General features: G+C 73.7%; 7 protein-coding genes. 2 read left to right on the top strand and 5 right to left on the bottom strand.

The annotated features are described in order from the left end of the window. Window positions 1-314 precede the first annotated feature (314 nt). A complete protein-coding gene (locus CFP66_RS50190) occupies window positions 315-2,390 on the top strand; it encodes an HNH endonuclease signature motif containing protein (RefSeq protein ID WP_094931109.1) in 2,076 nt (691 codons plus the stop codon). Window positions 2,391-2,442: 52 nt separating this feature from the next. Here the strand turns inward: CFP66_RS50190 and CFP66_RS42885 are convergent, their stop codons facing one another. The 4 genes from CFP66_RS42885 to CFP66_RS42870 form a co-directional block, all read right to left on the bottom strand. Continuing rightward, a complete protein-coding gene (locus CFP66_RS42885; RefSeq protein ID WP_143517592.1) occupies window positions 2,443-3,315 on the bottom strand; it encodes a L,D-transpeptidase family protein in 873 nt (290 codons plus the stop codon). A 129-nt stretch (window positions 3,316-3,444) separates the two neighbouring features. After that, the gene (locus CFP66_RS42880) at window positions 3,445-5,193 is read right to left on the bottom strand and encodes an ABC transporter ATP-binding protein (RefSeq protein ID WP_094931108.1); all 1,749 of its coding nucleotides are present in this window, start codon (window positions 5,191-5,193) and stop codon (window positions 3,445-3,447) included. Continuing rightward, window positions 5,190-6,854 (bottom strand): ABC transporter ATP-binding protein, encoded by a 1,665-nt coding sequence (locus tag CFP66_RS42875; protein WP_094931107.1) that lies wholly within the window; start codon window positions 6,852-6,854, stop codon window positions 5,190-5,192. Before CFP66_RS42875 ends, CFP66_RS42880 begins: the two co-directional genes overlap by 4 nt. 15 nt (window positions 6,855-6,869) lie before the next feature. Beyond that, on the bottom strand, window positions 6,870-10,289 hold the full coding sequence (locus tag CFP66_RS42870) for an indolepyruvate ferredoxin oxidoreductase family protein (protein WP_094931106.1): 3,420 nt from the start codon (window positions 10,287-10,289) through the stop codon (window positions 6,870-6,872). A 143-nt stretch (window positions 10,290-10,432) separates the two neighbouring features. On the opposite strand from CFP66_RS42870, the gene CFP66_RS42865 reads away from it, so the two are divergent. Further along, the gene (locus CFP66_RS42865) at window positions 10,433-10,873 is read left to right on the top strand and encodes an Lrp/AsnC family transcriptional regulator (protein WP_094931126.1); all 441 of its coding nucleotides are present in this window, start codon (window positions 10,433-10,435) and stop codon (window positions 10,871-10,873) included. Between the two features lie 6 nt (window positions 10,874-10,879). On the opposite strand, the gene CFP66_RS42860 is transcribed toward CFP66_RS42865, so the two are convergent. Further along, on the bottom strand, window positions 10,880-12,688 hold the full coding sequence (locus CFP66_RS42860) for an NAD(P)/FAD-dependent oxidoreductase (protein WP_094931105.1): 1,809 nt from the start codon (window positions 12,686-12,688) through the stop codon (window positions 10,880-10,882). Window positions 12,689-12,761: the final 73 nt, after the last annotated feature.

The following is a 12,761-nucleotide window of genomic DNA, read 5'->3' as shown; positions in this document are numbered from 1 at the left end:
GGCGCCGGACCCACTGCGAGTCAGACCGCAGGTGCGGGGTGGGGCCGGAAGTCTCGAGCCGGGAACGGCGTGCCCACTGCAACCCGCTCCTGCCCGGCCGGAACCCGGAGGAGGCGCGGAGGCTCGCTCGGCAGACGCGCCGGAGGAGACGCGGCGGCTCACCCGGCAGGCGCCCCCGGAACAGGCGCGGCGGCTCACCCGTCTTGTGCCCGGTCGCCGCCGGTAGGTCGAGGCCCGGCAGGCTCGAGGCGGAGCCTGGATCGAACCCGGCGAAGCCCCACCACCGGTGTGACCCACGTGATAGAATCGAACACATGTTCGAACCAGGTGCTTCCTCGGGCACCCACCAGGAGCGGCCCGACGAAGCACCCCTGGACGCCACGCTGGACCTGGACGAAGACGAGTGGCCCGACGAGTGGCCCGACGAGGTAGCCGACCCTGCGCTGGATGCGCCCGAGGTGGAGACCACTGAGGACAGGGCGGCCCGGTTGGCGCGGGCCCGGCAGACCTGGCTGCGGCACGGAGTGCAACGCACCTACGCCAACACCGAACCCTCGGCGTTGCTGGCGATGGAACTCGACGTCGACACCAGCAACCCCGAAAACCTGTCCGACACAGAGCTGATCGACACCATCGTCGGGTTCGAACGCATCACCGCGTGGGCCCAAGCACGCCAAACCGAAACACTGGCCGAGTTCGCCCGCCGCCGCCCCGGCGACGACAACACGATGGTCGCGGTCGACAAACCCTGCGCCCTGGGCCGGTTCGCCCCCGACGAGGTCGGGCTGGCGCTGCGCCAGTCCCGGATGAGCGCCAAGGCGAAACTGGGACGCGCGGTGCGACTGGCCCACGTACTACCCGAAACGCTGAAGGTGTGGAAAGCCGGTCGCCTCGACGAACGCCGCGTCGCCGCGATCTGCGACGCCGCGCACTACCTGCCCGAGGCCACAGCCCGCGCCGTGCAACAACGGGTCCTGCCACGGGCACCCGAGCAAACCCTGGCCCAGGTCAAAGCCGCAGTGAAACGGGCGGTGCAGCACGTCGACCCCGAAGGCAGCCACGCACGCCACCGCGCCGCACACCGCGAACGCCGCGTGGTGCTCAACCCCGAAGAAGAAGGCATGGCCTCGCTGTGGACCTCGATGTCGGCCACCGACGCCCAAGCCTGCTTCGGCGCATTGACCCTGCTGGCCAAAGGCCTGGGCCGCCACGACCCCCGCGGAATCGACAACCGCCGCTCCGACCTCGTCGTCGCACTCCTGACCGGCGTCCTCACACACGCCGCATACAACACCCACACCAACGACACCGACGACGACACCGACACCGACACCGACACCGACACCGACACCGACACCGACACCGACGACACCGACACCGCTGACGACACCGGCATCGACACAGATGACACCGACGACACCAACGCCGCCGATGACATTGACGGCATTGACGATGGCGACGAGGCCAGCCCCAGTTCCACGGCTGCCGATGCCGACAGCGACGCCGATGCTACTGATGACGACGCCAGCTCCAGCCCCGATGGCGCTGCCGGTGCCTGCGACGAGAACGACACCTCCGCCTCCGAAACCGGCTCCGAAACCGGCTCCGAGACCGAGGGCAGCGGCGGCGAGGCCGATACGAGCGGAAACGACAACAGCAATACGCCCAAACGTCGCAGGACAGGCCGGGGTGCGCCCGAGCAGAGCCGGTCCGGTGGCTCCCCGCCGGGAAACAACGCCGGCGGGCTACTACCCAAGCCGGTCACCCCGAACAAACCCCTGGTCCAAGTACTGATGCCGTTCTCCACACTGATCGGCGCCGACGACCAACCCTGCGAACTGGTCGGCCACGGACCCATCCCCGCACAACTGGCCCGCGAAATCGCCGCCGACGCCAACCTGCGACGCCTGGTCTATGACCCCTTATCCGGCACCGTCCTCGACTACGGACGAAAAACCTACCGGCCACCGGCCGGACTCGCCGACTTCGTCCGCGCCCGCGACGTGTACTGCCGCAACCCCATCTGCCGCCGCCGCATGCTCGACTCCCACCTCGACCACATCCAACCCTTCCCCCAAGGCCCCACCAACGACAAAAACCTCAACGGCTGCTGCGGACACGACCACCTCATGAAACACGCCCCCGGATGGACAGTCCGCGCACTACCCGACGGCCGCATCCAATGGAGAACCCCCACCGGACACCGCTACTACAGCCACCCCCACGACTACCGCCCCGACCCCGACCCGCCCACAACACCACCCCGGAACCGGCCGGACCCGACACCGCCACCCCCGCGGATGACGCAGCAGGACTACGACGACTACTTCGCGCGCAGACCCACCGACCCACCCCTACCCTCCGGCGAGACCGGCCCGCCGCCCTTCTGATCAGCTCCAGCTGCCCACGGGGAGGTCGACACCGGGGACTCGGAACCTGCGCTCAGTGGACGACGACCTCGGTGCCGATGTCGGCCACTCCGCTGGACCACAGCAGGTCCATGGCGTCGTTGGTCAGCCGGACGCAGCCGTGCGAGGCGGGCTCGGCGGGGATGCTGCCCGATCCGTGCACCGCGATGCCGCCGTGGAAGTACTTCGGCCGGTAGAGCACGCCGAGCTCGGCCCGCCGGATGCCGTTGATCTGACGTTCCACCTCGTAGTCGCCGCGCGGCGTGCTGGCCACGCCGCTGCCGCCGGAGGGTCGGTCGTATGCCTCGCCACTACCGGTCGAGGTGTTGAAGGTCCACAGGACGTTCCCGTCGCGGACCACCATCAGCAGCTGGCGCTCCAGGTCGACCTCGATGAGATCGCCCTCCGACTCCTCCGACTCCTCCGGCTCGGGTCGGGATGCGGCGGGCAGCTTCTCGCGGGTGATCGGCCCGGCGACCCCGTCGCGGGTGAGGTCCTCGGCCTTCTGGAACGCCATCACCGCCTGGCGGGTGAGCTGGCCGTAGTGGCCGTCGATCTTGCCGAGCCAGTAGCCCAGTTCGCTCAGGCGCTGCTGGATCTCCAGGACGCGCGGTCCCTCGTCGTTCAGGCGCAGCGACTGCGGCTCGGGTTCGGGCTCGGGGGTCGGTGCCGGCGTGGGGGCGGGGCTGCTCGGAGGTGTGGCGGGTGCGGGATTCGTGGGCGCGGCGGCCACGGGCGGAGGGCCGGCCGGTGCGGCGAGACCGAACGGGTTGGCCCACCCGACGAAGACGGCGAGGGCGCCCAGCACCACGAGGGCGACCGCCAGCCGGACGGGGCCGCGCCCGGTGGACCGCGGGGCGCGGGGGGCCGACGCACGCTCGGGGTCGGTGGGGGCGTCGACGGTCATGGCGCTCTCCTCTGGTCCACATGACCACGACCGGAGGCGTCGGAGCGACGCGGTCCAGCCGGCATCACCGTGATCATCCTCCACTGCAGCACGTGAGGCCCGCATATCGCGCATCCGGGGGCCGGAGTGTCACCCGATCGTGCGGGCACCGTGCCACGAGGACCACAACGCTGCGTAGGAGCCGCCGTTCGCCACCAGGGCGTCGTGCGTGCCGTGCTCGGTGACGCGCCCCTGCTCGAGCACCGCCACCCGGTCGGCGTCGTGCGCGGTGTGCAGGCGGTGAGCGATCGCGACGACGGTCCGCCCGGCCAGCACGGCCGCGAGGGCCCGCTCGGTGCGCCGCGCCGTGGTGGGGTCCAGCATCGCGGTGGCCTCGTCGAGCACCACCGTGTGCGGGTCGGCGAGCACGATGCGGGCGAGGGCGAGCTGCTGGGTGGCGGCGCCGTCGGGCCGGTGGCCGCCGGGGCCCAGCACCGTGTCCAGGCCCTGCGGCAGCACGTCGGGCCGGTCGGCACCGACGGCGGCCAACGCGGCGTGCAGCGCGGCGTCCGAGGCGGTGGGGGAGACGATCCGCAGGTTCTCGCGTGCCGTGCCGAGGAAGACGTGCTGCTCCTGGGTCACGAGCAGCACGTGGCGGCGCCGCTCCGCGCGGTCGAGGTGGGTGACCGGGACCCCGCCCACCGAGACGGTGCCGGAGCCGGGCGCCTCCACGCCGGCCAGCAGTCGACCCAGGGTCGACTTCCCGGCGCCGGACGGCCCCACGAGCGCCAGGCGCTCGCCCGGCCGCAGGTCCAGGTCGACGCCGTGCAGGACGTCGCGCCCGGTGCCGGGGTAGGCGAAGCGCACGCCGCGGACCTCGATCCGCTCGCCGACGGGCAGGGGAGCGGGCCGTGCCGGACGCGGGGCTGCCGCCGCGGCGAGCCCTTCGACCCGGGCGAACGCGGCCGTGCTGGCCTGCACCTGCTCGAGCCGCCACAGGATCGTCTCCATCGGCTGTACGAGCTGGCGCAGGTACAGCGCGGCCGCGGCCACCGACCCGACGCTGAGCGCGCCCTCGGCGTGCAGCACGCCGCCGAGCAGCAGGACGGCGGCCACCGGGGCCGCGTGCGAGAGGTCGACGCCCGGGAGCAGCACGGTGCGCAGCCCCAGGGTGCGCATCCGGGTGCGCCTGCCCTCCGCGATCGCGGCCCGCCCCGCGTCGAGGCGGCGCTGCGCCAGCCCGAGCGCCTCGACGGTGCGCGCGCCCGCGGCCGTGGCTGCGAGCACCTCGGCGATCTGCCCGTTCGCCGCGCCCTCGGCGAGGTAGGCGGCGTGGGCCCGGCGCAGGTACCAGCGTGCGACGCACCACGTGCCGACCAGTCCGAGCAGCGCGCACGCCCCGAGCGCCGGCGCGACGACGACCACCGCGGCGAGCAGGAAGAGGGCCTGGACGCCCGCCACGAGGATGTCCGGGCCCGCGTCGCGCAGGGTGAGCGCGACGGCGGCGACGTCGCCGGTGCCGCGTGCGGCCAGATCGCCTGTGCCGGCACGCTCCACCACGCCGGAGGGCAGGGCCAGCAACCGCTCGACGTACTGCTCGCGGATGCGGGCCAGGCTGCGTTCCCCGAAGCGGTGCCCGGCGTTGCGCGCGGAGCGGGCCAGCACCAGCTGCACCGCGGCGAAGGCGATCATCGCGAGGGCGAGCCGGTCGACGGCGTCCGCGCCCCGACCGGCCCGCACCTCGTCGATGACCCGCCCCAGCAGCCACGGACCGGCCAACCCTGCCGCGGCGGCCAGCGCGTTCAGCGCGAGGATCACGGCGACCGCGCGCGCGTCGGCACGGACGAGCCGCAGCGCGGCGCGGCGGGCGGCGGCCGGTGTGGCGACCGGGAGCGTCACCGCGACACCACCGCCCGGTAGCGCGCGTCGGTGGCCAGCAGGTCGTGGTGGCGGCCGGTGGCGGCCAGCCGGCCGTCCACCAGGAAGAAGACCGTGTCGGCGTGGGCGAGCACCAGCGGCGACGTGGTGGTGACCAGCGTGGTGCGCCCGGCGCGCGCGTCGCGCAGCCGCCGCGCCAGCGCCGCCTCGGTGTGCGCGTCGAGCGCCGATGTGGGCTCGACGGCCAGCAGCACCTCCGGGTCGGCGAGCAACGCCCGGGCGAGCCGGACGCGTTGGCGCTGCCCGCCGGACAGGTTGCGGCCCTGCCCCTCGACGGGGGCGTCCAGCCCGCCGGGCAGCCCGGCCACGATGTCCTCGGCCATCGCTGCGGCGACGGCGCGCGCGACCGCGGGACCGTCGGGGTCGCCGCGGCCGGCGAGCACCTCGCGCAGCGGCCCGGCGAACAGGTCGGCCTCGGTGTCGGCCACCAGGATGCGCGTGCGTAGCGGTTCCGCAGCCACCGCGTCGACGCGAGTGGTGCCCCACGTCGCGTCCGACGCGGTGAACCGGCCCAGGCGCTCCACGACCGCGACGGACTCCGCGGGCCGGGCGCTGACCAGCGCCGTGAACGCGCCCGGCGCCACCTCGACGCCGGAGGCCGGGTCGCGGAGCCCCGAACCCGGCGCCGGTGCGGGCGCGCCGTCGGCCGGACGGGGTGCGAGCGCCAGGAACCCGGCCACCCGGGCCGCGGCGACCAGGCCACGCGTGAGCTGGTGCCCGCCCTCGACGAAGGACGCCACCGGCACCACGAGGACCGCGGCGTAGCCGTACACCGCGAGCAGGTCGCCCACCGTGATCGCACCGGTGGCGGCCATGCGGGCGGCGAGCCACGTGACGACGCCGAGGAACAGCACCGGCAGGCCGATCCCGAGGGCCTCGATCCAGCTGGTGATCGCGCCGACGCGGAAGCCCAGCACCTGCAGTTCCTGCGAGCGCTGCCGGTACTCGCGGGCGAAGGTCTCCTCACCGCCGAGCCCGCTGAGCACACGCAGACCCCCGACGATGTCGACCAGCCGGGCGGCCAGGCCGCTCTGCTGCTCGCGGTAGACCACCTCCACCGCTCGCAGGCGGCGCAGCAGGGGGGTGACGAGCACCCCGAACAGCGGCACGCCCACCACCACGACCGCGGCCAGCACCGGCGAGACCGACCAGAGCAGCACCGCGACCACGACGTAGGCGATCACCGCGCCCACCCCGGGGCCGGCGATGGTGAGGGTGGTGCTGACGGTGAAGACGTCGCTGATGCCGATCGCGACGACCTCGCCCGCGCCGACCCGGCGCGGGAGCTGCGCGCCCAGCCGGGTCGCGTGCGCCAGCAGCGCCTCGGAGGTGCGGAACGTCGCGTCCATCCGCACCTGCGACATCGTGCGGTGGCGCAGGACGTTCAGCGCGGCGTGGGCGCACCCGACGGCGAGCAGTGCGCCCGCCCAGCCGGCCAGTGCGGCCTGGTTCCCGCCGGCGATTCCGTCGTCGACGGCGCGCGCGATGACGTAGGGCGGCAGCACCAGCACGACCATCGACAGCGTGCCGAACAGCGACCCGGCGGCGACCCGCCCGCGCTGCTGCACGACGAGCCACCACAGGAGGCGGAAACCGCCGCCGTGAGTGGATACGAGTGTCATGGCACTCGTATCCACTCACGGCCGGGCGAGCTTCTCCAGGGCGGTCGTGGCCTTTTCGCGGAACGCGGCGACGTTGCGCAGCTTGATGTCCTCGTAGCCCCGGACGGTGTCGGGCAGGGCGGCGATCTCGACGACGGCCTCCGCCGTGTCCGGGCTCAGGTGCTCGAGCGCGTCGCGGACCAGCGCCTGGTACTCGCCGACGAGCGCGCGCTCGACGCGGCGCACCTCGGCGCGCCCGAACGGGTCGAGCGCGGTGCCTCGCAGCCTGCGCGCCGCGCGCAGTGCCCGGAACGCCGGGCCCGCGGTACGGCGCAGCCGGATCTTGCGGGTCATTCCGAGCGCGCGCAGGACCGGCGGGTGCAGCAGCACCGAGACGGTGGCACCGGGGCCGAACTCGGCGTCGCGTCGGGCCTGCTCGGCCGGGTCGAGGTGCAGCCGGGCCACCTCGTACTCGTCCTTGTAGGCCATGAGCTTGTGCAGCCCGGTGGCGTAGGCGACGGCGACGCGCTCGCCCGCGTCCGCCCCGGCGCGCTCCGCCGCGAGGGCGGCGACACGGGCGACCTCCTCGGCGTAGCGGTCGGCGTAGGCCGCGTCCTGGTAGCCGGTGAGGTCGGCGACGCGGGTGGCGAGGACGTCGGCGAGCCCGGTGGCCGGCGCAGCGGTGTCGCGGGTGCCGGTGGCGGCCGCGACGGCGGCGGGGTCGGCGACCGCGGCCCGGCCCCACGCGAAGGCGGCGAGGGTGGTCTCGACCCCGGCGCCGTTGAGCCGTATCGCCTGCTCGATGGCGTCCGCGGAGATCGGCACGCAGCCGTGCTGGAAGGCGGCGCCGACCAGCAGCATGTTGGCCGGCATGTGGTCGCCGAACAGCGCCTCGGACAGGCCCTGGGCGTCGATGTGCAGCGCGGCGTCGGGCCGGGTGGCCGTGCTGATGCGCTCGAGCGCCTCGGCGGGGGAGCCGGGCACGGCGGCGCGGCCGGTGACCATGGCGGCCGTCGGCACCACCGCACTGCTCACCACCGCGATCGTGTGCCCCGGCCGGGCGGTGGCGAGGGTGTCCGTCGACGCGGCGCCGAGCAGGTCGAAGCCGAGGAGCACGTCGACGGTGCCCGGGGTGGCCCGCAGCGCGCCGCGCACCGGCTGCTTCGCGATGCGCACGTCGCTCACGACCGGGCCGCCCTTCTGCGCCAACCCGGTCTGCTCGAGCCCGGCGGCGTAGCTGCCGTCGAGGTGGGCGGCCATCTGCAGGATCTGCGACACCGTGACCACGCCGGTGCCGCCGATCCCCGGCATGCGCAGCAGCGTGGCGTCACCGGCGAGACGGCTCTCCGGCTCGGGGAGCCCCGCGGGCGCCTCCGGCACCGGCCGCGGCCCGCGCTTGCGCGGCTCCACCAGCAGGAACGAGGGGCAGTCACCCTTGAGGCACGACAGGTCGCTGTTGCAGGAGGCCTGGTGGATGCGGGTCTTGCGGCCGAACTCGGTCTCCACCGGCTGCACGGACAGGCAGGTGGAGGCCTCGCCGCAGTCGCCGCAACCCTCGCAGACCCGCTCGTTGATCACGACCTTCTCGGCGGGAGTCGGCAGCTTCCCGCGCTTACGCATCCGGCGCTCCTCGGCGGCGCAGCGGTCGTCGTGGATCAGCACGGTGACCCCGTCGACCCCCGCCAGCTCGCGCTCCGCGGCGGCGAACTCGTCGCGGTGCGCGACCCGGGCGATCGGGTCCAGCGCGACGCCGCGGTAGCTGCCCGGCTCGGCCGTGGTGACCACGACCCGGCGCACGCCCTCGACCGCGAGCCAGCGGGTGAGCGCGGGGACGTCGAGCCTGCCCTCGGCGCGCTGGCCGCCGGTCATCGCTACGGCATCGTTGTAGAGCAGCTTGTAGGTCATCGTGACGCCCGCGGCGACGGCCGCGCGCACTGCGAGCGACCCGGAGTGGTGGAACGTCCCGTCGCCGAGGTTCTGCACGAAGTGCCGGTCGTCGGTGAACGGGGACAGCCCCAGCCACTGGGCCCCCTCGCCACCCATCTGCGTCAGCCCCAGCTGGTTGCCGCGGCCCGCGCCGTCGAGCGCGATCATGGCGTGGCAGCCGATGCCGACGCCGACGAGCGTGTCGTCGCCGGTGCGGGTGGAGGTGTTGTGCGGGCAGCCGGAGCAGAAGAACGGCGTGCGCGCGGCGAGGGGCAGCGTGATGCGGGACGGCCGCCGCGGCGTCATGGCGTCCAGGTGCACGACCGTGGTGCGGGGCAGCCGGTCCGGGCCGATGCGGGACGCGAGCGCGCGGGCCACGTCCTCGGCGCCGAGCGCGGACCGGGCGGTGAGCAGGGGCCGCCCGTCCGGGTCGTGCCGCCCGACGATGCGCGGTGCGCCGGGGCGGCCGTAGAGCGCGCCCTTGAGGTGGCCCTCGAGGAAGTCGACCTTGTCCTCGACGACGAGCACCTCCTCGAGCCCGTCGGTGAGCTCGGCGAGCTGCGCGGCGTCGACCGGGAAAGGCATGGCCACGGTGATGATCCGCAGGCCGAGCGCCTCCATCGCGGGCTCGTCGAGGCCGAGGTCGTCGAGGGCGCGCTGCACGGTGGCGGCCGAGGTGCCGGAGGCGAGCACGCCGATCGTGGCGTGCCGGGCGGTGAAGGTGATCCGGTTGAGCCCGGCCGCGCGGGCGTAGGCGCGGGCGAGGTCGAGGCGGCGGGTGAGCGCGTCGTGTTCGGCGTCCAGCGCCGCGGCACCGACGAGCGTGCGGGGCGGGTCCTCGGCGCGCGTGGTCGCCGGCAGGTCGGGGCGTAGCCCGCCGACGTCCACGGTGGCGGCGGCGTCGGCGACGTCGGCGACGATCTTCAGCCCGGTCCACAGCCCGGACGCCCGCGACATCGCCACCGCGTGCAGCCCGAGCTCGACGATCTCCGACACGGATCCGGGCGTGAGCAACGGCAGGAGCAGGCTCTGCGCCATCGGCTCGCACGTGCTGGGCACCGTGGAGGACTTGCAGGCGGGGTCGTCGCCGATGAGGGCGACCGCGCCCCCGAGCGTGCTGGTGCCGGCGAGGGTGCCGTGGCGGATCGCGTCGGCGGCCCGGTCGAGGCCCGGGTTCTTGCCGTACCAGAAGCCGGTGACCCCGTCGTGGCGCCGGCCGGGCGCCTGGCGCAGCAGCTGCGTGCCGGCGACGGCGGTGGCCGCCAGCTCCTCGTTGAGCCCGGGGCGGAACACCACGCCCTCGTCGTCGAGGAACCGGGCGGCGCGCGCCATCTCCTGGTCCAGCCCGGCCAGCGGCGAGCCCTGGTAGCCGGTCACGAACGCGCGCGTGTCCAGGCCGCGGGCGGTGTCGAGCCTGCGCTGCTCCAGCACCATCCGCACCAGCGCCTGGATCCCGGAGAGCAGGACCGGGCCGTGGCGGGCCGTGTACTTGTCGTCGAGCGAGACCGTGGCGGACGTGGTGGTGGGCACGAGGACCTCCGTCAGGGCGAGTGCCGACGAGCAGACCGGTTTCGGACGCCTCGCGCAAGTACCGCCGGGATGGGCGCGGTGCACTCGCAAAACCCTTGTGCTTGGATCCACTTCTGCTCGAGATCATTGTGCAGGAGGACGGGATGGCGACACAGATCGACGGCACTGATCGGCTCCTGGTCGACCTGCTGCGCGCCGACGCGCGGCGCACCTACTCGGAGATGGCCACCGAGGTGGGGCTCTCGGTCGCGGCCGTGAAGCGGCGCGTGGACCGGCTCCGCGAGACCGGGGTGATCACCGGGTTCACCGTGCAGGTGGACCACGCCAAGCTCGGCTCGGGTGTGGAGGCGTTCATCGAGCTGCGGTTCCTCGGCACGACGCGCGTCGACGAGATCGTCCGCTCGGTCTCGACGATCCCCGAGGTGCAGGCCGTCTTCACGCTCGCGGGCGACCCGGACGCGCTGGTCCAGCTGCAGGTGCGCGACCTCGCGCACCTGCAGCAGGTGATCGACATGCTGCGCCGCTCCGGCTCGGTGACCGGCACCCGGACGCTGATGGTCCTGGGGTCGTGGTTGCGGCGCTGAGCGGCCTCAGGCGGTGTGGTGGGTCTGCGCCGGCCCGTAGACCGGGGTCGGGATTCCCTCGCAGCGGGCCTTGAGCTGCAGGGCGAGGTAGAGCGAGTAGTGGCGCGACTGGTGCAGGTTGCCGCCGTGGAACCACAGACCGTCCTGGCGGGTGGGCTTCCACATGTTGCGCTGCTCGCCCTCCCACGGCCCCGGGTCCTTCGTGGTGTCCGAGCCCAGGCCCCACACCTTGCCGACCTCGTCGGCCACCTCCTGGCTGATCAGGTCCGCCGCCCAGCCGTTCATCGAGCCGTAGCCGGTGGCGTAGACGACGAGGTCCGCCGGGAGGCTCGTGCCGTCCTCGAGCACCACGGCGTCCTCGGTGAGCTCGCGCACGGCGCCGTGCACCAGCTTCACGTCACCGTTGGCCACGAGCTCCGCGGCGCCGACGTCGATGTAGTAGCCCGAGCCGCGGCGCAGGTACTTCATGAACAGGCCCGAGTCGTCGTCGCCGAAGTCGAGCCAGAAACCGGCCTGCTCGAGGCGGCGGTAGAACTCGGCGTCGCGTTCGCGGATCTTGTCGTAGATCGGCTTCTGGAACTCGTGCATGACCCGGTAGGGGATCGAGGCGAAGATCAGGTCCGCCTTCTGCGTGGTGATCCCGTTCTCGAGCGCCCGCTCCGAGTACAGGTCGCCCATCCCGAGGTCCATCAGCGAGTCCGACCGCACGATGTGGGTCGAGGAGCGCTGCACCATCGTGACGTCGACGCCCTGCTCCCACAGCGCGGCGCAGATGTCGTGCGCGGAGTTGTTCGAGCCGATCACCACCACGCGCTTGCCCGCGTAGGCGTCCGGGCCCGGGTGCTGCGAGCTGTGGTGCTGCTCGCCGCGGAAGCGGTCCTGGCCGGGGAAGGCCGGCACGTGCGGCTTGCCCGACATGCCGGTGGCCAGCACGAGCTGCTTCGGGTGCAGCACCACCTCCTCGCCGTCGCGGTCGAGCACGACCGTCCACCCGCCGGTGTCGGCGTCGTGGGTGGCACTGCGGCACGTCGTGGAGGACCAATAGTTGATCTCCATGACCCGCGTGTACATCTCCAGCCAGTCGCCGATCTTGTCCTTCGGCGCGAAGACCGGCCAGTTGGCGGGGAAGGGCAGGTAGGGCAGGTGGTCGTACCAGACGGGGTCGTGCAGGCACAGCGACTTGTAGCGGCTGCGCCACTGGTCGCCGGGGCGCGGGTGGCGGTCCACCACCACGTGCGGCACACCGAGCTGGCGCAGGCGGGCGCCCAGCGCGATGCCGCCCTGACCGCCGCCGACGACCACCACGTAGGGCTGGGCGGAGTCACCCATCGCGGCGTTCTCCGCCTCGCGCGCCTCCGTCCAGGAGAGGCGGCCCCGGCGCACGCCGTGCTCGACGCCCTTGGGCCGCTGCGTGCCTTCCGGCTCCTCGTGGCCCGTGAGCTCGTAGAGGGTGGTCAGCAGCGTCCACGCGCCCTCGTCGGTCAGGCGCAGGTGCCCGCGGCCCCGCCCGACGGCGGTCTCGAAGGCGATCCACGCCTCGGTCACACCGTCGGCCTCGGTGGGCTCCTCGGTGAGGTGGAAGCCGTGCGCCCCCGTGGTCTCGGCAGTGGCGCGCACGAGGTCGGCGACACCGTCGCGGTTCTCGACGGTGGTGAGGTTCCAGGTGAACGCCACGAGGTCGCGCCAGAACGACGTGGCGGCGAAGAGCGCGGCCACGGCGTCCGGGTCACGGGCGGTGAGCGCGGCCTCGAAGCCGGCCAGCCAGTTCTCGACACGGTCACGGACCGCGGTGGAGGCATCGAGGGTCTGGGTCACGCTCGCTCCTTCTCGCCGGGCGCCGGCCCCGGCGCCGACGCTCGCACCCAGTCAACGCAAGCCGTTGCGGTCC

Source organism: Pseudonocardia sp. MH-G8 (assembly GCF_002262885.1).
Classification (GTDB): domain Bacteria; phylum Actinomycetota; class Actinomycetes; order Mycobacteriales; family Pseudonocardiaceae; genus Pseudonocardia.
Note: the sequence above shows the minus strand (reverse complement) of the source record. Positions and strands in the feature narration are given on the sequence as shown.

Bases quoted from the DNA above. Each gene is read 5' to 3' on its own strand.
- CFP66_RS42865 (WP_094931126.1), top strand. From the start codon at position 10,433: ATGGCGACACAGATCGACGGCACTGATCGGCTCCTGGTCGACCTGCTG.
- CFP66_RS42885 (WP_143517592.1), bottom strand. From the start codon at position 3,315: ATGACCGTCGACGCCCCCACCGACCCCGAGCGTGCGTCGGCCCCCCGC.
- CFP66_RS42875 (WP_094931107.1), bottom strand. From the start codon at position 6,854: ATGACACTCGTATCCACTCACGGCGGCGGTTTCCGCCTCCTGTGGTGG.
- CFP66_RS50190 (WP_094931109.1), top strand. From the start codon at position 315: ATGTTCGAACCAGGTGCTTCCTCGGGCACCCACCAGGAGCGGCCCGAC.